This window comes from Massilia sp. TWP1-3-3 (assembly GCF_049897805.1).
Classification (GTDB): Bacteria; Pseudomonadota; Gammaproteobacteria; order Burkholderiales; family Burkholderiaceae_D; genus Telluria_A.
Genome location: NZ_JAFCWX010000020.1, coordinates 85,811 through 107,441, shown reverse-complemented (window position 1 = coordinate 107,441; position 21,631 = coordinate 85,811). Strand labels below are relative to the sequence as shown.

Here is a 21,631-nt window from a genome sequence, read left to right as displayed (position 1 = left end):
CCCGGAAACGATGTTAGAAATAAAGCACAAGAACGAACCCTAAATTCCACCACAACAACCAAGATCAGGACATAATTTGTTCAAAAAACACACCCGACAAGTAGTCTGACACAGGGGGAACGGCGAGCGGCGACCGCTGAATCCTTTGGTACCCACGACACAGGTCGTGGGGATTGGCGGTGTGCCGATCACTTGCATGCGCTCATCGGAGGGCACGAGTTGGCCACGTTGGCCAAAAAGAAGTTTGTAGACCCCATACCTGCTGAAGCGTTTATTCACCTGTGTCGCGATCATTGGCGAGCCAAGCAAAAAAAGGTATTTTGGTTTTTTAATTGCAGCGGGTAGCTTCATCAAAATATCCCGCACGAGTATCCCGCCCAAGGAATGACCTATCACCGCATATTCCCCTTCGGCCGCTGTCTCGGCAAAGCAGTTCAACAGCCGGCTTTTGATTGAATCCAGGTTTTGAAAAGACAAAAAATAAGAAAATGTAGCCGTTTTGTACCCAAGCCTCCTTAAGCGCACGAAGGTAGGAAAGCAGTCAAAAGGTGTGGCGCCCATACCATGGACAAATAATATTTTCATATCTCGGATTCGAAGGGGTGAGCGGCGGCCCACCAGTCCCGGTCGATTGTACTCGACGGCACACGGTCCCCATAAGAACCGTTACGCTCAGCTGCACCTAAACGTTCCACTGCACCTCAGAACCCGCGTGGCGCTGGGCTTGGGTAGTGCCGACCGTTATAGCGCAAGACGAGCTTGCCGCTTGTCGGCTTGCCTGTCGTCTGCAGGCACTCGCCGGCACTCTGGCGCGCCGCCTCGACGCTTTCCCTGGAAGTCACCACCAGGTCACGAAAACCTTTGGTGGAAGTGAGCGCAAGATCAATCGTCGCCGCGCTGGTCGAAAAACTCCCCGCGCACTGCGTGTCCCATTCGCCCTGGTTCGCCTGCGTCTGCAGCGGGCCAAGAACCTGGCGCAGCTCCTTGCCGGTATCAATGTACAAAGACAGCGCCTGGTACGAACCAGGATTGGCGCGCGACGACGACGCATGATTGATGCGCACGCCAAAGGCGCGAACGCGCGGCGCCAGGTCGTAGCGCCCAGTGTCGATTGAGAGCCCTGAAAAACGCAAGGCATCGGACTCGAAAGCACTGTCATGGCGCATGCGCCTTACCACGGTCCCATCTGCCTTGACGATCGCCAGGTCGATATCGTAGCTACCGTCATCACCCTCGCCCACCGAGTCGGCGCGGCGAAATGCCAGCGCAACGACGGCGTGGCCCGGCATGGCCGGCAAGGCGCGGCACGCCTGCATCTCTGTCCGGGGCGGATCATGCTTAAACTTCGACGCCGTGCTGGCCACCAGCAGCGGCGTGCACAGCGTATTGGCGGCAACGGCGGCGCCGCTGCTGGCAGCCAACGCCGCCAGCACCAGCGTATTTGCTGCGCCGGCGTTTAGCCAACCCACTTGCGCGCGTTCTGGAACATGCGCATCCATGGCGAATCCTCGCCCCACGACTCGGGGTGCCACGACTGCTGCACTGAACGACATACACGCTCGGCATGCGGCATCATGACTGTAAAACGTCCGTCGGCAGTGGTCACCGCGGTCAAACCGGCCGGCGAACCATTCGGATTGTAGGGGTAAGCTTCGGTCGCCTCGCCCCGGTTGTCCACATAGCGCAGCGCCTTGACGGCGGCATCGATGTCGCCGGTTTGCGAGAAGTCGGCAAAGCCTTCACCGTGCGCGATCGCGATCGCGGTCTTGGTCCCGCTCATGCCGCTAAAGAAAATCGATGGCGAGTCGAGCACTTCCACCATTGCGAAGCGCGCCTCGAACTGCTCCGATTTATTGCGCGTGAACTTGGGCCATGCCTGCGCGCCCGGAATGATGGACTTCAAATTGCTCATCATCTGGCAACCGTTGCACACACCCAGGCCAAAGCTGTCGCTGCGGGCAAAAAAGCGCGCGAACTGGTCGACCAGCTTGTCGTTGAACAGGATGGTCTTGGCCCAGCCTTCGCCCGCGCCCAGTACGTCGCCATACGAAAAACCGCCCACGGCGATCACGCCCTGGAAGTCGTCCAGCCTGGCGCGTCCGGCGATCAAGTCGCTCATGTGCACGTCAACGGCCGTAAAGCCGGCCTGGTGCATGACCCACGCCGTTTCGATATGCGAATTGACGCCCTGCTCGCGCAGGATCGCCACGCGCGGACGCACGCCGCTCGCGACGAACGGCGCTGCCACATTGATGCTCGGGTCGAACGTGAGCACCGGCGAAATACCAGGATCGGTGTCGTCCTGCAGGCGATCGTATTCGGCGTCGGCGCAGGCCGGGTTGTCGCGCAGGCGCGCGATGCGCCAGCTCGTCTCGCTCCACAGGCGGTGCAAGGCGCTGCGCTGTTCGCTGTAGATCACCTTGGCGTCGCGCGTAAATTCAATCATGCCGCGCTCGTTCGGTTTGCCGATGATGTGGCTGCAGGCGCCGAGGTTGAACTCGCGCAGCACGTTCATTACGGGCGTCTTGTCGGCGGCGCGCACCTGGATCACGGCGCCCAGTTCTTCGCTGAACAAGGCGCGCAACGTCATGTCGTTGCGCCGCTCGGCCACCTGGCCGGTCCAGTTCTTGGCGTCGCCCCAGTCGGCCGCATGTTCGCCTTCGAGCGTAAGGATGTCCAGGTTGACGGTCAGGCCGCTGCGGCCCGCAAAGGCCATCTCGCACAGCGTGGCGAACAGGCCGCCGTCGGAGCGGTCGTGATACGCCAGCAGCTTGCCGTCGATATTGAGCTTCTGGATCGCGGCAAAAAAACCTTTCAGGTCGTCCGCGCTGTCAACGTCCGGTACTTCGTTGCCCAGCTGCTGGGTCACCAGCGACAGGGCCGATGCGCCCAGGCGGTTCTTGCCGCGCCCAAGGTCGATCACGATCAGCACCGTGTCGCCCGCGTCTTGCCTGATCTGCGGCGTGAGCGAACGGCGAATATCGGCCACCGGCGCGAACGACGAGACGATCAGCGACACGGGCGACGTAACAGCCTTGGCGTCGCCGTCATCCTTCCAGGTGGTGCGCATCGACAGCGAGTCTTTGCCCACCGGGATGCTGATGCCCAGCGCCGGGCACAGTTCCATGCCGATCGCCTTGACGGTGTCGAACAAGGCAGCATCCTGCCCCGGCTGGCCGCAGGCGGCCATCCAGTTGGCGGACAGCTTGATGTCCGAGATATCGTTAATCGCTGCGGCGGCGATGTTGGTCACCGCTTCGCCCACCGCCATGCGGCCCGACGCGGCGGCGTTGATGACGGCCAGCGGCGTGCGCTCGCCCATCGCCATCGCTTCGCCCAGGTAGCCTTCAAAACTCATGGCGGTGACGGCGCAGTCGGCCACCGGCACCTGCCACGGGCCAACCATCTGGTCGCGCACGGTAGTGCCGCCGACAGTGCGGTCGCCAATGGTGATCAAGAATGATTTGTCGGCCACGGTGGGCAGCAGCAGCACGCGCTTGGCGACATCGGCCAGCTCAAGGCCGGTCAGGTCGATGGCGGGGAAATCGTTGTGCACATGGTGGGCGTCGCGCGACATCTTGGGCGGCTTGCCCAGCAAAACGTCCATCGGCATGTCGACCGGGCAGTTGCCCTGTTCCGGATCGATCAGTTTCAACTGGCGTTCTTCAGTGGCCACGCCGACGGCGGCAAACAGGCAGCGTTCGCGCTCGCACATGGCGGTAAACAAGAGCAGGCTTTCCGGTGCGATGGCCAGCACGTAGCGTTCCTGCGACTCGTTGCTCCAGATTTCCTTGGGCGCCATGCCGCTTTCTTCAAGCGGAATCTTGCGCAGGTCGAAAATCGCGCCGCGCTTGGCGTCGTTGGTAATTTCCGGGAACGCGTTCGACAAGCCGCCGGCACCCACGTCGTGGATCGAGATGATCGGATTGTCCGCGCCCATCTGCCAGCAGCGGTTGATCACTTCCTGCGCGCGCCGTTCCATTTCAGGATTGCCGCGCTGGACCGAGTCGAAGTCCAGGTCGGCCGTGTTGGTACCGGTCGCCATCGACGACGCGGCGCTGCCGCCCATGCCGATGCGCATGCCCGGCCCACCCAGCTGCACCAGCAGGCTGCCGACGGGAATATCGTTCTTGTGCGTGTGCTGGCCCGAGATATTGCCAATGCCGCCGGCAATCATGATCGGCTTGTGGTAGCCGTACACGGTGTCCGGCGTGCCGGCAACCAGACGCCCGACGTTCTGTTCATAGGTGCGGAAGTACCCGCCCAACACAGGACGGCCAAATTCGTTGCTGAACGCGGCGCCGCCAAGCGGGCCTTCGATCATGATCTGCAAGGGCGAGGCGATGCGGTCCGGCTTGCCGTAGGCCGGGGTGGTCGTGGCAGTGGCGCGTTCCTGCAACGGCGCGGTGACGCTGGCCGCGTTTTCCCATGGCTGCACAAAGCCGGGAATCATCAGGTTCGACACCGTAAAGCCGGCCAGGCCAGCTTTCGGCTTGGCGCCGCGGCCGGTGGCGCCTTCGTCGCGAATTTCACCGCCGGCGCCGGTAGAGGCACCCGGGAACGGGGAAATCGCGGTCGGGTGATTGTGCGTTTCGACCTTCATCAGCGTGTGCGTCAGTTCGGTCGAACTCGCGTATTCGTGCTGTTCGCCGCGCGGATAAAAGCGCGTGACGGTGGCCCCTTCCATGATCGACGAGTTGTCGCTGTAGGCGACGATGGTCCCCTTCGGCTGCAACTGGTGGGTGTTCTTGATCATCTGGAACAGCGACTTGTCCTGCGCCACGCCGTCGACGATGAAGTCGGCGTTGAAGATCTTGTGGCGGCAATGCTCGCTGTTCGCCTGCGCGAACATCATCAGTTCAACGTCGGTCGGGTTGCGCTGGGCGCGGGTGAAGGCTTCGAGCAGGTAATCGATTTCATCGTCCGACAGGGCCAGGCCAAGGTCGGTATTGGCTTTTTCCAGCGCGTGCTTGCCGGCGGCCAGCACGTCGATCGACTCGAACGGCTTGGCTTGCAGTTCGCGAAACAGATGCACCGCGTCGTCTGCATTGCGTAGCACGCTTTCGGTCATCCGGTCGTGCAGCAGCGCGGCCACGGCCTCGGTTTCTTCTGCCGTGAAGTGCTTGGCCGCGCCGATGCTGGTGCCCAAAATGCCGCCCTTGAGCACCACCGTAAAGGCGACGCCGCGCTCGATGCGGTGCACGTGCGCCATGCCGCAGTTGTGGGCGATGTCGGTCGCTTTCGAGGCCCACGGCGAAATGGTGCCGAAACGGGGTATGACGAAAAACGCCTCGACGGCGCCGTCGTGCGCCGTCTCGATGGCCGCTTCGCCATAGGTCAACAAGGCAGTCAAGCGGCCTGTGTCGGCGTTGGACAGCGCTGCGCTGGAATCAATGAAATGATAAAAGCGCGCCTGGATGGCCACGATTGCAGGCTTGACGGCTTGCAGCTGGGCGAGGAGACGATGGCTACGAAATGCGGACAGGGCGTTAGAACCCGGCAGAATCAACATGGTTGGGAGGTGGTTGATGCAGCGTGGCTGCGGGTTAAAGTGGAAACCTTTAGGGCGGCATTATACCGCGTTGCACAATGGACAGCGAAGCATCCTGTTGCCGATGGCGGCGACAATAGCGTATCGTACAGTTTCAAGACTTTGGCATGCCAACCGTTAATGATGGTAACGCCCCGGCAACGGGGATACGAGAGTGGAAAAAACGATGCAAGATAACAGCAACTTGTCGGTATTGGTGATCGACCCCAACCCCGGCATGCGGGGCAGCCTGCAAAACATGCTGGTGCAGGCCAACATTTCCAAAGTCGAATTCGCCGTCAACTCGGGCACCGCCATCAAGCAGCTGGGCCGGCGCTCGTACGACATCATCCTGTGCGAATACGATCTGGGCGGGGGCACCGACGGCCAGGACGGCCAGCAGTTGCTCGAAGACCTGCGCCACCACAAGCTCATTGGCCTGTTGACCATCTTCATCATGATTACCTCCGAAGGCATTTACAGCAAGGTGGTCAGCGCGGCCGAACTCACGCCGACCGATTACATCCTGAAACCGTTCACGGTTGACGTGCTGAGCAACCGCATCACGCGCGCCATCGAGCGGCGCAATGCGTTTTTGCCGGCCTACCAGGCCATCGGCCAGGGCAACCCGCGCGAAGCGATCAAGGCATGCGCGGGCGGCGAAACGGCCAACCCGCGCTACGGCGCGGACTTCATACGCTTGCGCGCCGAGTTGCACGTGAGCCTGAACGAACTGGCCGAAGCCGAGCAGCTGTACAGTGCGGTGCTGGCCATCAAGCCCTACGGCTGGGCGCAACTGGGGCTGGGACGCACGCTGTTCGCCCAGGGCAAGACAGAAGACGCCGAGCAAGTACTGGGCAAGCTCGTGGTCGACAATCCCAAGCTGATGGCGGCCTACGACCTGCTGGCGCGCTGCCGCCAGGCCGAGGGCGACGTCGCCGGCGCCCAGCGCATTCTCGAAAATGCGGTCGCCATTTCGCCCCACGTGGTGCGGCGCTTGCGCACGCTGGGCGAGGTGGCGATGGAAGCGGGCGACATGGCGGCGGCCGAAAAATCGTTCAAGCTGGTGGTGGCCAAAGCCAAGTATTCGGAATTTCGCAATCCGGAAGACCACGTCAACCTGGTCAAGACCTTGATCAAAAAAGGCGATGCGGCGCAGGCCAGCGCGGTCATCCGCGACATGGAAAAATCACTGCGCGGCAACCCCACCACCGATATCTGCCGCGCGATCACCACCGCCATGCTGCACGAAGCGGCCGGCAACAACGATGCCATGAAAACCGAACTGACCAGTGCCGTCGGCGGCGTGCGCAGCGCGGCCAGTCTGTCGAGCGCGCTAAAAATCGGACTGGCGCGCAGCTGCCTTGCCAGCAAACTGGACAAGGAAGCGTCGGACGTGATGCTGGCGGTGATGAACGACTTCAACAGCGACATCACGCTGCCGCAGGCCATGGCCGTGTTCGCCAAGGCCGGGCGCCAGGATCTTGCCGAGGGCCTGGGCGCTCAGCTCAAGCAGCAGTCCCAAGAATTGCTCAGCGTGGCGACCGAAAAGGCGAATATGGGCGACTTGAAGGGCGCGGTGCAAACCTTGCTCGAGGCACTACACAAGTCGCCGGGCAACCTGGAAGTGATGATCGCGCTGGCTGCCGGCATTTTGCGCCAGATTGCTGAGCTGGGCTGGGATCACAGTCTGGCGGAGGTGGGCCGGACCCAGATCGACACGATCCGCGAACTCGATGCGCGCCACCCGAAAGTGGGGCCCTTGCTCGACGAGTACAACGGGCTCAAGCGCAAATACGGCATATCGAGCTGAACTTGCCGCCGCGCTGCAGCGCGCTGATCAGCGGGTGCGTTCCTCGCACTCGCGCGCAAGTTCCCCCGGGCGGCAGCGCCGGTCCACCGCCTGGCGCGGCGGCTCCTGGAACGCAGGATCGAGCCCCCGTTCGCGCGGCGGCTGCAGCATCGTTCCCTTGATGGGCCTGGCGCGCGGCTGAACCTTTGCCACTGCGGGCGTCGCTACCCGTTTTGCAATGATGGCTGCTTTTTTGGCCACGGCCGCGATGGTGGGCTTGGGCACCACTTTCTTGGCCGGCTTGGCGGCGACAACAGCCGGCGCGGCCGGTTTTTCGACTTTCTTTGCCACAACCGGTGCTGGCGCATGCACGCTCGGCGCGGCCGGCTTCTCCACTTTCTTTGCCGTAACGGGCGCTGGAGCGCTTGGTGCTGCCGGCTTGGGCGTTTCGGCCACCGCTTGCGGGTGCGCCACGGCGGCAGTTTCTTCTTTCTTGTGCGCGGGCACTGCCTCTTGCGGCAACATCACCAGCGGCGGCAGGCTCGACACGCGTTTTTCAAGCAAGGGCGGCGCTGGCGCCGGCGCCGACGCATTGGCGGCCACCACTTCCATGGGACTGTTCGACTCGTACAAATCGAGCGCGAGCATGGTCGCGCCCGCCGCCACGGCAATCGTCACCAGCGCGATGCCCAGGAAGATGACGCGCCGGCCCCAGCGCTGTCCCGCCGTGGGCGCGGCGCTCTGATTACTCAGCCAGGCCGGCATCTCGCCGGCATCGATCGCCGGCTGCACGTTCGCTTGCGGCGCAAGGGTTGGCTCGTGCTTGTGAGCGTGGGGATGTTCGCTATGGTCCAAAATAATCGCCTATGTTTAGTCGTGCAGGCCCAAGTGTAGCCAATAATACAAAGCTACAGTGCACGAATGCGCTATTTCTCTGCGAAACCGTAACCGCCGCCGCCTGGTGTTTCCACGATAAACGTGTCGCCGGCCGCCATCTCGGTCTTGCCGATATGAGGCAGGTGCTCGGTGCTGCCATCGGCGCGCAGCACCGTGTTCACGCCCGTGGCGCCCGCTTCGCCGCCGGCCATGCCGAACGGCGCGTGCACCCGGTTGTTCGACAAGATGGCCGCCATCATGGGTTCCAGAAAGCGCAGCTTGCGCACGCCACCATTGCCGCCGGCCCAGCGCCCTGCCCCGCCGGACCCATGGCGGATGGCATAGCTTTCCAGACGGACCGGAAAGCGAAATTCCAGGATTTCCGGATCGGTCAGGCGCGAGTTGGTCATATTGGTTTGCACCACGTCGGTGCCATCGAAGCCTTTCCCCGCGCCCGAGCCGCCGGAAATCGTTTCGTAATACTGGTATTTGGCGTTGCCAAAGGTAAAGTTGTTCATCGTTCCCTGCGACGCCGCCATCACGCCGAGCGCGCCGTATAAGGCGTTGGTGATGCAGGTCGACGTTTCCACATTGCCAGAGACAACCGAGGCCGGGTAATGGGGATTGAGCATCGAGCCGGACGGAATGATCACGCGCAGCGGTTTGAGGCAACCGGCGTTAAGCGGAATATCGTCGTCAACCAGGGTGCGAAACACGTACAGCACGGCCGCCATGCACACGGCCGACGGCGCGTTGAAATTGTTGGGCAGCTGGCCGGAAGTGCCGGTGAAGTCGATCTCGGCGCTGCGTTCTGCCCGGTCGACCCGGATCGCGACCTGGATGCGGGCGCCATTATCGAGCTCGACCGTAAACTTGCCATCTTTGAGCGCCGTGATCACGCGCCGCACCGCTTCCTCGGCATTGTCCTGCACGTGGCCCATGTAGGCCTGCACCACGTCCAGCCCGAAGTGCGCCACCATCTTGCGCAATTCGTCAACGCCCTTCTGGTTGGCCGCAACCTGAGCGCGCAAGTCCGCCATGTTCTGGTCCGGATTGCGCGCCGGGTAGCGCGCCGCGCCCAGCAAGGCACGGGCCTGGGCGTCGCGCAGCAAGCCATCGGCACCGTCAACGAGCTTGAAGTTGTCGATCAAGACGCCTTCCTGGTCAATCGTCACCGAGTCCGGCGGCATGGAACCGGGTGTCGTGCCGCCGATGTCGGCGTGGTGGCCGCGCGAGCCGACATAAAACAGGATGACCTGCCCCGCTTCATCGAACACGGGCGAAATGACCGTCACGTCGGGCAGGTGGGTGCCGCCGTGGTACGGGTCGTTGAGCATGAAAACGTCCCCCGCGCGCATCTTGCCCGCGTTTTCCAGCATCACGGTCTTGATGCTCTCGCCCATGGAACCCAGGTGCACCGGCATGTGCGGGGCGTTGGCGATCAGGTTGCCGGCCGCGTCGAACAGCGCGCAGCTAAAGTCGAGCCGCTCTTTGATGTTGACCGAATAAGCGGTGTTCTGCAGCCGCAGGCCCATTTGCTCGGCAATCGACATGAACAGGTTGTTGAAAATCTCCAGCATCACCGGGTCGGCCGTGCTGCCGATCGCCCGCCGTTCGGGCAGCGCGGCGACGCGCGTGAGCACCAGGTGGTTGTGCGGCGTGACCGCTGCCTGCCAGCCTGGTTCGATAACGGTGGTCGCATTGTCCTCGGCGACGATGGCGGGGCCGGCAAGCACGTCGCCCACGCGCATGTCCGCGCGTTTGTAGAGTGCTGTCTGGTGCCAGGCGCCGGCGCTGTACATGCGCACCGTTTCGTGCTCCGTCAAGGGACCGTGGCGTGGAGCGGGGGCGGCCACGGTTTCGGGTGGCGCGTCGGACGCGCCGATCGCTTCCACCGACACCGCTTCAACCACCAGTGCCTTGCCCGGCATCAGGAAGGAAAAGCGCTTTTTATAGGCGGCTTCAAACTGCAGCGTCATTTGCGCGGCAGCGTCAAAGAGTACGATGATGGCCGAGTCGGTCCCTTCGTAACGCAGATGGACGCGGCGCACCAACGCAATGCGCTCGATGGCCACGCCCTGGTTTTCAAGCTCCTGCACCACGCTGTTTCCCAGCACGCGCAAGCGCTCGGCCAGCGCCTCGTACGGCGTATCATCAAGGCGCGTTTCGACAGCCGCCTCACGCATCGCGCTCTGGTCGGCCAGGCCCATGCCGTAGGCCGACATCACGCCGGCGAGCGAATGGACGAACACCGTCTTCATGCCCAGAGCGTCCGCCACCAGGCAAGCATGCTGGCCGCCGGCGCCGCCAAAACTGGTGAGCGCGTAGTGCGTCACGTCGTGCCCGCGCTGCACCGAGATCTGCTTGATCGCATTGGCCATATTGCCCACCGCGATCTGGATGAAGCCGTCGGCCACCTGCTCCGGGCTGGGCGTGGCGCCCGTGGCCTGGCCGATCCGCGCGGCCAGCGCGGCAAATTGTTCGCGCACGGCGCCGGCGTCGAGCGTTTGATTGGCCTGGGGACCGAACAGCGTCGGGAAATGCGCAGGCTGGACTTTGCCCAGCATGACGTTGCAGTCCGTGACCGCCAGCGGGCCGCCGCGCCGGTAGCTGGCCGGCCCCGGGTTGGCGCCCGCGCTGTCGGGGCCCACCCGATAGCGGCTGCCGTCAAAATGCAGGATCGAGCCGCCGCCCGCGGCCACGGTATGGATGCTCATCATCGGCGCGCGCATGCGCACGCCGGCGACCTGGGTCTCGAACACGCGTTCAAATTCGCCGGAAAAATGCGAAACGTCGGTGGAGGTGCCGCCCATGTCAAAGCCGATCACGCGCTCGAACCCGGCCAGGGCGCTGGCGCGCACCATGCCGACAATCCCGCCGGCCGGGCCGGACAAAATACTATCCTTGCCCTGGAACGTGCGCGCATTGGTCAGCCCGCCATTGGACTGCATGAACTGCAGGTTTACGTTGGGCAGCTGTTCGGCGATCTGGTCGACGTAGCGGCGCAAGATCGGCGAGAGATAGGCGTCGACCACGGTGGTGTCGCCGCGCGCGACCAGTTTCATCATGGGACTGACTTCATGCGAGACCGAGACCTGGGTAAAACCAATGGCGCGCGCAATGGCCGCCGCCGCCGCTTCATGCTGCGTGTAGCGGTAGCCGTGCATGAAGACGATGGCCAGCGAGCGCAAGCCCTGGTCGAACAGCGCTTGCAAGGAGGCGCGCGTGGCAACAGCGTCAAAGGCGGTGACGACGTCGCCGTGGGCGCCGATGCGCTCATCGATTTCCACCACGTGGCTGTAGAGCAGTTCGGGGAGCACGATATGGCGCTCGAACAAACGCGGGCGGTTCTGGTAGGCTATGCGCAGCGCGTCGCGAAAGCCGCGCGTGATGGCCAGCGCGGTCGGTTCGCCCTTGCGCTCGAGCAGCGCGTTGGTGGCCACCGTGGTGCCCATCTTGACCGCTTCGATCGCTTGCACGGGAATCGGCGCGTCGGGGGCGATGCCGAGCAGGTGGCGGATGCCGGCGACGGCGGCGTCGCGGTACTGTTCCGGATTTTCGGACAGCAGCTTGTGGGTCAGCAGGCTGCCGTCGGGCCGGCGCGCCACGATGTCGGTAAAGGTGCCGCCGCGGTCGATCCAGAATTGCCAATCCATGTTCTGCCTCGTGTAGAAATGTGTGCGCTATTGTAGAGCGAACGAACTGAAACTTTGTGTGGAAAATAACGACATGACACCACTTTACAGCGTTGCCGAGATTCGCGACATTGAACGGGCCGCCGCAGCGGGCCTCCCGGCCGGCGTTCTGATGGAGCGCGCCGGCCGCGCCGCAGCCGACTGCGCGCTGGCGATGCTCGCCGGCAGTACGGTGCTGGTGCTGGCCGGCCCTGGCAACAACGGCGGCGACGCGCTGGAAGCTGCCGCCAACCTGGCGCTGGCCGGCATTGACGTGAGCGTGCTGTACCTGGCAGGCACTGGCGAGCTCGCGCCGGAGACGGCGCACGCACTCAAGCGGGCGCGCGACGGCGACGCCGTTTTCATTGACGAGCTTCCCGCGCATTGCGATCTGGTGCTCGACGGCCTGTTTGGCATTGGCCTGGCGCGGGCGCTGACGGGCGCCGCGCGCGAGCTTGCGCTGGCCGTCAATCGACTCGGTGTGGCCGTGCTGGCGCTTGATGTGCCGAGCGGACTCGATGCCGACACTGGCGCCGTGATCGGGCCAGACGGCGTTGCCATCCGCGCCACGCGCACCATCACTTTTATTGGCGACAAGCCGGGGCTGCATACCAATTCAGGGCGCGATCACGCCGGCGTCGTGACGGTAGCGTCGCTGGAGATTGCCGCGCTGCCGCTGGCCAGCGCCGGCATCAACGACCCATCCTGCTTTGCGGCCCAGTTGACGCCGCGCTCGCACAATTCGCACAAGGGCAGTTTTGGCGACGTTGCCATTGTGGGCGGCGCGGCAGGCATGACCGGTGCGGCGGTGCTGGCCGCGCGCGGGGCGCTGTTCGCCGGCGCCGGGCGGGTGTTCGTGGCCAGTCTCGACCCCGGGTCGGCGTACGACAGCATGCAGCCCGAGATCATGTTTCGCAGCGCTGCCGCGTTCAACGGCGCGGCCAGCACGCTGGTGCTCGGGCCGGGCATGGGCGACTCGGCCGCGGCCATCCGCGCGTTGGTCAAGGCGCTGGACGGCCCCTCCCCGCTGGTGCTCGATGCCGACGCGCTCAACCTGATTGCGGCCAGTCCCGATTTGCAGGGGCATTTATCGAGCCGCGCGGCGGACACGATCATGACGCCCCATCCGCTGGAGGCAGCGCGCCTGCTGGGCGTGACGGCCGGCGTAGTCCAGGGTGACCGGCTGGCCGCGGCGCGCGAGATTGCGGCGCGTTTTGGCGCGGTGGTCGTGCTCAAGGGATCGGGCAGCGTGATTGCGGATGCGCGCGGGATTGCCGTCATTAACCCGACCGGCAATCCTGGCTTGGCCACAGGCGGCACAGGTGACGTGCTGGCGGGTGTGTGCGGCAGTTTGCTGGCGCAGGGCTGGCCGGCGTGGGAAGCGGCGCTGGGGGCGGTGTGGATGCACGGCGCCGCAGCCGACTGGCTGGTGCAGCAAGGCGTGGGGCCGGTCGGGATGACGGCGGGCGAGCTGCCGGCGGCGGTACGGACGGTGTTTAATCAGTTGTTAGGGTGACGCCGCGGTTGGCGGAATGCACTGCGTTTTTCCGCCCTACGGTGACACCGCGGTTGGCGGAATGCACTGCGTTTTTCCGCCCTACGGTGACGCTGCGGCCGGCCAAATCCACTGCCGACGACGCCATCTACACCAAACACCCCGACGCAACGGGCAATTTTCGTAGGGCGGAAAAACGCAGTGCATTGCGCCAAGCGCCGCCGACGACGCCATCTACACCAACCGGCCCGCCGCAATGGTAATGGTGCGCCCGCAGCGCGCAGCAATTGACGGATCGTGCGTCACCAGCACCAAGGTCGATCCGCGCTCGCGGTTCAATTCGAACATCAGCTGGATCACCGCTTCGCCGGTCGCCGCATCCAGGCTGCCGGTAGGTTCATCGGCAAACAGCAGCGGCGGCTCCGTGACAAACGCGCGCGCCAGCGCCACGCGCTGCTGCTCGCCACCCGACAGATACTTGGGATAGTGCTTTAGCCGGCTCGACAGCCCCACCCTGCCCAGCATCGCCGTCGCGCGCTCCTTGGCGTCGCTCTCGCCACGCAATTCGAGCGGCAGCATCACGTTTTCAAGCGCGCTCAAATGCGCCAGCAGCTGGAACGACTGGAACACGAATCCCAGCCTGGCCTTGCGCAGGCCCGCCCGCCCATCCTCGTCCAGCGCGAAAATATCCTGCCCGCCCAGCAGCACCTTGCCGCTGGAAGGCGTATCGAGACCGGCCAGCAAACCGAGCAAGGTGGACTTGCCAGACCCGGACGCGCCAACGATGGCGAGCGTCTCGGCCGGTTGCACTGTAAAATCCACGCTGTGCAGGATGGTCAGTTCGCCGCTGGTGTCGGCCACCCGTTTTGAGAGGTCGATCACTTCAATGGCGGCTGCCGCCTGGCCGGTCTGGTTCACGTAACGATGGGAAGCTTCAGGAATGTCACGCATGCGTAGTTATCTCAATAAATGGTCGCTCTGCGGCTGGCTGCTGCTGGCCGCATCAAGCAGCGCCTATTCTGCACCAAAAACCGTGCTCGTGCTCGGCGACAGCCTGTCTGCCGAATACGGTCTGAGCCGGGGTAGCGGCTGGGTCGCATTGCTCGAACAAAGACTCAGGAAGGAAAAGATCGATGCGCGCATCGTCAACGCCAGCATCAGCGGCGAGACCACCAGCGGCGGTCGTGCGCGCCTGCCTGCGCTGCTCACGCAGCACCATCCCGACCTGGTCATCATTGAACTGGGCGCCAACGATGGTCTGCGCGGCCAGCCCGTGGCCGCAGCCGAAGCGAACCTGCGCACGATGATCGAGCAGTCGCAGAAGAGCCGCGCGCGCGTGCTGCTGGTCGGCATTCGGGTACCGCCCAACTATGGGCGCAGCTACACCGAGAGCTTTTATGGCATGTACAAAAAGCTGTCGACGCAATCGAAGGCGGCGCTGGTGCCGTTCATGCTCGAAGGCGTGGCCGACACCCCTGCCATGTTCCAGGCCGACCGGCTTCACCCCAACGCGACGGCGCATCCGATCATCCTGGCCAACATCTGGCCGCAATTTCTGGCATTGGTCAACGCGAAATGAAATACCCGGCACTGATCGATTTCACCCAGATTCTTCCGCAGCTCGACCAGTTCGACTGCATCATCGACGCGCGCAGCGAGTCCGAGTACGCGCTCGATCACATTCCCGGTGCGGTCAATTGCCCCGTGCTGCATGACGAAGAGCGGGTCCGCGTCGGCACGCTGTACAAGCAAGTGAACGCCTTCGAAGCGAAAAAAGTGGGCGCGGCGCTGGTGGCCAAGAACATCGCGCGCCACATTGAGGAGCTGTGGCTGGACAAGCCGCGCGACTGGAAGCCCTTGATTTACTGCTGGCGCGGGGGCAACCGCAGCGGTTCGCTGGCGCATATCCTGGCCAAAGTCGGCTGGCCCGCGATCCAGCTTGACGGCGGCTACAAGGCCTACCGCGCGCATGTGAGCAGCGATCTGGCCGAGGTGCCGGCGCAGCAGTTCCGCGTGATCTGCGGCACCACCGGCAGCGGCAAGAGCCGCCTGCTCGAAGTGCTCGACGCGATCGGCGCGCAGGTGCTCGACCTGGAACAGCTGGCCGCGCACCGCGGCTCGGTGCTGGGCAATTTGCCCAGCCAGCCGCAGCCATCGCAAAAGATGTTCGAGACGCTGATCTGGGCCAAGATGCGCAGTTTCGATCCGGCGCTGCCGGTGTTCGTGGAGTCGGAAAGCAAAAAGGTGGGCAACCTGCGCGTGCCGGACGCGGTGATGGACAAGATGCGGCTCTCGCCGTGCGTGTCGTTGACGCTGTCGCGGCCAAACCGGGTGCGCCTGCTGATGGAGGATTACCATCATTTTACCGACAGTCCGGACACGCTCAATACGCAGCTTGAATGCCTGGTCAAGCTGCACGGACGCGCCAAGATCGATGACTGGAAGTCGATGGCCAATGGCGGCCAGATGCCGGCGCTGGTCGACCATCTTTTGGTGGACCATTATGATCCGGCGTATGTGAAGTCGATTGACCGCAATTTTGTGCAGTTTGGCCAGGCGGAGATATTGGCGTTGAACGATATCGGGGTCGATGATTTCATGGCCGCCGCGCGCTATTTACATCCAGCAGCACCAATAGTGTGACCTCACCCCACATCGTCCCCGCCTGCGCGAGGACGATGTCGGTTTGGTTTTCGGGCTATCAAATATCGCGATTTTTGGGTTGCCGGTTATTGCTAAAACGTTTGGCAACACCTTCATGTGGTGCCAGGGCGCGCTTCACCGCCGGCAAGCCTTTTGTTCATATCGCATTCGTCGCACCGATAAAAAAACCCGGACAGCTTTCGCTTCCGGGTTTTTTTCATGGTGCCGTGCCGGTTACTTGGCGTCGGCAACCGTGGTTGGCTTGAGCTTGATCTTCGACTTGGCCTTGACCTTGAGCGCATCAATATAGCTGTACATTTCCTGCTGCGCGATGACGCCGCCGATCTGCTCCTGCTCGGCCTTGCGGCGTGCCACATCAACCTGCGCCGGCTGCGTCACCTTGCCAATGCGGTACACGCCGTAGCCCACACCCGGCACATCGACGCCGACATAGGCTGGCAGCTTGGTCACATCGGCCTTGAGCACCGCCAGCATCGCCGCAGGGGCAATCGTTGGCGGCTTGTTGCGCGTGACGACTTTGGCCGCGCCGAAACCTGCAGCGTCGCCCGACAGCTTGGCCGCAGCGATTTTGGCGGCGCCCGCTTTTTGCGCCAGCTTGGTCGCTTCTTCCTGCGCTACGCGCTGGCGGATGACGGCTTCCACTTCGGCCAGCGGCCGCGCTGCTGCCGGCTTGTACTCCAGCACGCGGCCGGCGACGAGCACGCTAGGCGCCACTTCCACCGCTTCAACGTTGCGCTTGTTCTTCAGCGAGTCCGCCGAGAACAGCGCCTTGAGGAACTTGGCATTGTTCGCCGGGACGGCGCCCAGTGCAGCCGATGGCGTGCGCGTCAGGTGCTCGATCACCTGGACCGTCAGGCCCAGCTTGTCGGCCACCGGCTTCAAGCTCTCGCTCTGCTCGTCAACGGTATTATTGAACGTCTCGACCAGTTCCGAATACTTCTTCGACATCTTTTGCTTTTTGAGTTCGGCAGCCACCGCAAGCTTGACTTCGTCCAGCGGCTTGATGACCGCGGGCGTGACCTTGGTCACGGTGATGATGTGGTAACCGTAGCTGGTTTCGACCAAGGAAACCTCGCCCTGCTTGAGTTTTTGCAGTGGGGCGGCCAGTTGCGGGTCGACGCTGGCGACATTACCCAGGTCGCCGCCCAGTTCTGCCGACGCGATGTCTTCCGAACGGGTTTTGGCAATTGCGGCAAAGTTGGCGGGCGCGGCGCGCACTTCGGCCAGCACGGCGTCCGCTTTCGCCTTGGCGGCGCTGTTTTGGGCCGCGTCGCCCGCTTTCACATTGATCAGGATATGACTGGCAAGACGCTCTTCCGGCGTGGTGAACTTTTTCTGCTCGGCCTTGTAGTACGCGGCAACGTCATCGTCGCTGACCGTGACCTGCTTCTCGACGGCGGCGGCATCAAACACGACGTACTCGGCCTTGACCTGCTCGGGAATCTGAAACAGCGGCGCATTCTTGTCGTAGTAAGCCTTGACCATCGCGGGCGTGACCTGAACCTGCGCGACAAAATCGGAGGCCGGGAACACCAGCTCTTGTACTTCGCGTTCCTGGTCGGCGATTTCCGACAGGCGCGCGGCAACGGCGCGCGGCGCAAAAGCACTGCTCTGAATGGCGGTGTTGAGCTGCTGCAGCGCGAGGTCGCGCCGCATCTGCTCTTGAAACTGGGTAGGACGCATGCCCTGCGCTGCCAGCAAAGCCTTGTAGCCATCGAGGTCAAAGCTGCCGTCGGGCTTCTTGAAGGCCTCGATCTTGCCGATTTCCTTCATCAAGACTTCATCGCTGACCGTCATGTGGCTGGCGCGCAGTTCGGCGTCGAGCGCACGCTGGGACACCAGGTTGTCCAGCACTGCCTGCTTCGCTTCAGGCGTTTCGAATTCCTTGGCGTTGAAACGCTCGCCCATCGCGGAGCGCGCGCGGTCGAGCTGCTGGCGCTGGGCTTCGTCCAGATCCAGCTGGGTGACCTTCTGGCCGCCCACATTGGCCACTTCTTCCATCGCCGGGCCACCGCCGCCACCGTAGCTGCTGACACCGACGACAACGAACGACGGAATGATCAGCAATGCCAGCAGTACCTGCATCCATTTTTTGTGCGTGCGAATAAATTCAAACATGTGAGCCAATTCGAAAAGGTAAGCAAAAAGCAGCAATTAAAACGCAAACGAAAAAAAAGGCGAACTCTCGTTCGCCCTTTTTCTTTAAGCTGGCGGAGCGGACGGGACTCGAACCCGCGACCCCCGACGTGACAGGCCGGTATTCTAACCAACTGAACTACCACTCCTGAATCTGTGCATTTTGTTGGCGGAGCGGACGGGACTCGAACCCGCGACCCCCGACGTGACAGGCCGGTATTCTAACCAACTGAACTACCACTCCTCAAAATACGGGTATTGCATGTCTGGTGGTGGGCGCTGAGAGGCTCGAACTCCCGACCTAAGCCTTGTAAGGGCTCCGCTCTACCAACTGAGCTAAGCGCCCAAGCATCAACGACTTACTTGGGTGCCTCCAAACATTTTCCAGCGATTGTCACCTCGCTGAAGGACATTAGTTTACTGCATCCTTGAGCGCTTTGCCAGCTTTAAATTTCGGGACTTTGGCGGCAGCGATCTGGATCGCTTCCTTGGTGCGCGGGTTGCGCCCTTCGCGCGCCGCCCGCTCGCCGACCGAGAAGGTACCAAAGCCGACCAGGGTCACGCTGTCGTTCTCGCGCAAGCTCTTGGTGACCGCTTCGATCACGGCGTCGAGCGCGCGCGTGGCCGAAGCCTTGGTAATGTCTGCCGACTTGGCGATTTCTTCGATTAATTCTGTTTTATTCACGTGTGCCCCATTGCTTGAAATTGCGGCAGGAAATACCGCAGCAGCGTATTAAACAAGCCGCCCACAGATGTGTCAAGCCAAAAACAAACAAGCGCCCGAAGGCGCTTGTCGTTGACCAACAATTAGCAGTTAGTGCTTGACGACATCGGTACTTGCTGCGGCAGCACCGTCGGCGGCTGCTGCGGCCGGTGCCACGGCCACGGCCGGCAAATCAACCACGGGCGTCGGCATGCGTTCCAGAGCAATTTCAAGCACCTTGTCGATCCAGCGTACCGGAACGATTTCGAGCTTGTTCTTGACGTTGTCCGGAATATCGGCCAGGTCCTTGACGTTTTGCTCGGGAATCAAGACTGTTTTGATGCCGCCGCGATGCGCCGCCAGCAGCTTCTCTTTCAGTCCGCCGATCGGCAATACTTCGCCGCGCAGCGTGATTTCGCCCGTCATCGCCACGTCGGCGCGTACCGGAATGCCCGTAAAGACCGACACCAGCGCGGTGGTCATGGCGATACCGGCGGACGGACCGTCCTTCGGTGTCGCGCCTTCCGGCACGTGGATGTGAATGTCGGATTTCTCAAACACGTCGTTACGGATACCCAGGCGATTGGCGCGCGAACGCACCACCGTACGGGCCGCTTCGATCGACTCTTTCATCACGTCGCCCAGGGTACCGGTGCGAATCACGCCGCCCTTGCCCGGCATTTGGACCGCCTCGATGGTCAGCAAGTCGCCGCCCACTTCGGTCCATGCAAGGCCGACCACCTGGCCCACCTGGTTTTCCTTTTCCGCCACGCCAAAGTCGTAACGGCGCACGCCAAGGAACTTGTCGATGTTCTTGCCATTGACGAGGACCTTTTTGTCGGCCTTTTTAGTCAGCAGCATCTTGACGACCTTGCGGCAGATCTTCGAGATTTCACGCTCGAGTGAACGCACGCCGGCTTCCCGGGTGTAGTAACGGATGATGTCGCGAATGGCGACTTCCTCGACCTTGATCTCTTCTTCCTTCAGACCGTTGGCCTTGATCTGCTTGGGCAGCAAGTAACGCTGCGCAATGCTGGTCTTTTCATCCTCGGTGTAACCCGACAGGCGGATCACTTCCATCCGGTCCAGCAGCGCCGGCGGAATGTTGTACGAGTTCGAGGTCGCCACGAACATTACGTCCGACAAGTCGAAGTCCACTTCGATGTAATGGTCCGAGAACGTATGGTTCTGTTCCGGGTCCAGCACTTCAAGCAGGGCCGACGAAGGATCGCCGCGGAAGTCCGCGCCCATCTTGTCGATCTCATCTAACAGGAACAACGGGTTGCGTACGCCAACTTTCGACAGCGACTGCAATACCTTGCCCGGCATCGAGCCGATATAGGTACGGCGGTGGCCCCGGATCTCGGCTTCGTCGCGCACGCCGCCCAGCGCCATGCGCACGAACTTGCGGTTCGTGGCACGCGCGATGGACTGACCAAGCGAGGTTTTACCCACGCCGGGAGGCCCCACAAAGCACAGGATCGGTGCTTTGAGCTTGTCGACGCGTTGCTGGACCGCGAGGTATTCCAGAATGCGTTCTTTCACCTTGTCGAGGCCGTAGTGATCGCCCTCGAGGACTTTCTCTGCGTTTTCCAGGTCGTTGTTGACCTTGGACTTTTTCTTCCACGGCAGATTGACCAGGGTGTCGATGTAGTTGCGCACGACGGTCGCTTCGGCGGACATCGGCGACATCAGCTTCAACTTCTTGAGTTCGTTGGTTGCCTTGTCGAGTGCCTCTTTCGGCATCTTGGCGGCAATCACTTTCTTCTCGAGTTCGTCGATGTCGGCGCCGTCTTCGCCCTCGCCCAATTCCTTCTGGATGGCCTTGACCTGCTCGTTCAGGTAGTACTCGCGCTGCGACTTTTCCATCTGGCGCTTGACGCGGCCGCGGATGCGCTTTTCAACCTGCAAGATATCGAGTTCGCCTTCCAGCTGGCCGAGCAGATGCTCGAGGCGCTTGGCGACGTTAAAGATTTCCAGGATCACTTGCTTTTGCTCGAGCTTGAGCGGCAGGTGCGCGGCGACCGTATCGGCCAGGCGGCCTGCGTCGTCAATACCGGCGAGCGATGCGAGAATCTCGGGTGGGATTTTTTTATTCAGTTTGACGTACTGGTCAAACTGTTGAACGATGGCCCGGCGCATCGCTTCGACTTCGGAATCGTCGCCGATTTCCGATTCGAGCGGGGTCAGGTCCGCAATGAAGTGCGCCGACGTATCGCTGATGTGATTGATACGCGCGCGCTGGGCGCCCTCGACCAGCACCTTGACGGTGCCGTCGGGAAGCTTGAGCATCTGGAGAATGTTGGCCACGCAACCGATTTCGTAGATATCGGAGGCGGATGGCTCATCCTTGGCGGCTGCCTTTTGGGCGGCAAGCATGATGCTCTTGCCTTGCTCCATCGCGGCCTCAAGCGCCTTGATCGACTTCGGACGGCCGACGAACAGTGGTATCACCATATGCGGGAAGACGACCACGTCGCGCAACGGCAGTAACGGCAGCGTCGTTTGCTCGGTTAATTTGGAAGTTGTCATGGCATACCTTATAGAAAGCGTGTTTACGATGTTGGCACTCACTGCCGAAACACAAGACCGGCGAATAAAAATATTTTCTACAAGTCGTTTAAACAGTTAATAACTTGATTCAAATACACCGGAATAAACTAAAAGAATTTAATGAACGTCAATTAAAAAAACCACTGCGCAGCGAGGCGCTGCGAGTGGCTTTTCGATTGAAGCCTGATTCTTTTATTGAGGTAAATTG

Annotated in this window: 13 protein-coding genes and 3 tRNA genes; 4 read left to right on the top strand and 12 right to left on the bottom strand. The window is 62.3% G+C overall.

Features of this window, described 5'->3' with window-relative positions; translation table 11 throughout:
* Window positions 1-39: 39 nt before the first annotated feature.
* From ACP7D4_RS18900 to purL, 3 genes are all read right to left on the bottom strand, one after another.
* Window positions 40-585 (bottom strand): esterase/lipase family protein, encoded by a 546-nt coding sequence (locus tag ACP7D4_RS18900; protein WP_426210695.1) that lies wholly within the window; start codon window positions 583-585, stop codon window positions 40-42.
* 116 nt (window positions 586-701) lie between these two features.
* Window positions 702-1,499 carry a hypothetical protein gene (locus ACP7D4_RS18895; RefSeq protein WP_426210693.1) on the bottom strand — a complete coding sequence of 266 codons (798 nt, stop codon included), beginning with the start codon at window positions 1,497-1,499 and terminating at the stop codon, window positions 702-704.
* Window positions 1,457-5,512, bottom strand: coding sequence for a phosphoribosylformylglycinamidine synthase (purL, locus tag ACP7D4_RS18890; protein ID WP_426210692.1), 4,056 nt, complete (start codon window positions 5,510-5,512; stop codon window positions 1,457-1,459). Before purL ends, ACP7D4_RS18895 begins: the two co-directional genes overlap by 43 nt.
* Before the next feature lie 205 nt (window positions 5,513-5,717).
* Between purL and ACP7D4_RS18885 the strand changes: the two genes are divergently transcribed.
* Complete coding sequence (locus ACP7D4_RS18885; RefSeq protein ID WP_426210690.1) at window positions 5,718-7,343, top strand: tetratricopeptide repeat protein; 1,626 nt, start codon at window positions 5,718-5,720, stop codon at window positions 7,341-7,343.
* A gap of 27 nt (window positions 7,344-7,370) precedes the next feature.
* Here ACP7D4_RS18885 and ACP7D4_RS18880 read toward each other — a convergent pair whose 3' ends face one another.
* Window positions 7,371-8,177, bottom strand: coding sequence for a hypothetical protein (locus ACP7D4_RS18880; RefSeq protein ID WP_426210688.1), 807 nt, complete (start codon window positions 8,175-8,177; stop codon window positions 7,371-7,373).
* 71 nt (window positions 8,178-8,248) lie between these two features.
* On the bottom strand, window positions 8,249-11,854 hold the full coding sequence (locus ACP7D4_RS18875; RefSeq protein ID WP_426210687.1) for a hydantoinase B/oxoprolinase family protein: 3,606 nt from the start codon (window positions 11,852-11,854) through the stop codon (window positions 8,249-8,251).
* Window positions 11,855-11,927: 73 nt separating this feature from the next.
* Here ACP7D4_RS18875 and ACP7D4_RS18870 point away from each other — a divergent pair, with 73 nt between their 5' ends.
* Window positions 11,928-13,388, top strand: coding sequence for an NAD(P)H-hydrate dehydratase (locus tag ACP7D4_RS18870; protein ID WP_426210686.1), 1,461 nt, complete (start codon window positions 11,928-11,930; stop codon window positions 13,386-13,388).
* 213 nt (window positions 13,389-13,601) lie between these two features.
* On the opposite strand, the gene ACP7D4_RS18865 is transcribed toward ACP7D4_RS18870, so the two are convergent.
* A complete protein-coding gene (locus tag ACP7D4_RS18865; protein WP_426210684.1) occupies window positions 13,602-14,318 on the bottom strand; it encodes an ABC transporter ATP-binding protein in 717 nt (238 codons plus the stop codon).
* Here ACP7D4_RS18865 and ACP7D4_RS18860 point away from each other — a divergent pair.
* Both ACP7D4_RS18860 and mnmH read left to right on the top strand, forming a co-directional pair.
* Window positions 14,317-14,946: an arylesterase gene (locus ACP7D4_RS18860; protein ID WP_426106985.1), complete on the top strand. Its 630-nt coding sequence runs from the start codon at window positions 14,317-14,319 to the stop codon at window positions 14,944-14,946. The genes ACP7D4_RS18865 and ACP7D4_RS18860 overlap by 2 nt on opposite strands.
* Window positions 14,943-16,010 carry a tRNA 2-selenouridine(34) synthase MnmH gene (mnmH, locus tag ACP7D4_RS18855; RefSeq protein ID WP_426106984.1) on the top strand — a complete coding sequence of 356 codons (1,068 nt, stop codon included), beginning with the start codon at window positions 14,943-14,945 and terminating at the stop codon, window positions 16,008-16,010. Before ACP7D4_RS18860 ends, mnmH begins: the two co-directional genes overlap by 4 nt.
* 234 nt (window positions 16,011-16,244) lie before the next feature.
* Here the strand turns inward: mnmH and ACP7D4_RS18850 are convergent, their stop codons facing one another.
* From ACP7D4_RS18850 to lon, 6 genes are all read right to left on the bottom strand, one after another.
* On the bottom strand, window positions 16,245-18,149 hold the full coding sequence (locus tag ACP7D4_RS18850; RefSeq protein ID WP_426210683.1) for a SurA N-terminal domain-containing protein: 1,905 nt from the start codon (window positions 18,147-18,149) through the stop codon (window positions 16,245-16,247).
* Between the two features lie 90 nt (window positions 18,150-18,239).
* Window positions 18,240-18,316, bottom strand: a tRNA-Asp gene (locus ACP7D4_RS18845).
* A gap of 18 nt (window positions 18,317-18,334) precedes the next feature.
* A tRNA-Asp gene (locus ACP7D4_RS18840) sits at window positions 18,335-18,411 on the bottom strand.
* Window positions 18,412-18,437: 26 nt separating this feature from the next.
* A tRNA-Val gene (locus tag ACP7D4_RS18835) sits at window positions 18,438-18,513 on the bottom strand.
* A 66-nt stretch (window positions 18,514-18,579) separates the two neighbouring features.
* Window positions 18,580-18,852 carry an HU family DNA-binding protein gene (locus ACP7D4_RS18830; RefSeq protein WP_426106981.1) on the bottom strand — a complete coding sequence of 91 codons (273 nt, stop codon included), beginning with the start codon at window positions 18,850-18,852 and terminating at the stop codon, window positions 18,580-18,582.
* A 129-nt stretch (window positions 18,853-18,981) separates the two neighbouring features.
* The gene (lon, locus tag ACP7D4_RS18825) at window positions 18,982-21,402 is read right to left on the bottom strand and encodes an endopeptidase La (protein ID WP_426106980.1); all 2,421 of its coding nucleotides are present in this window, start codon (window positions 21,400-21,402) and stop codon (window positions 18,982-18,984) included.
* Between the last annotated feature and the right edge of the window lie 229 nt (window positions 21,403-21,631).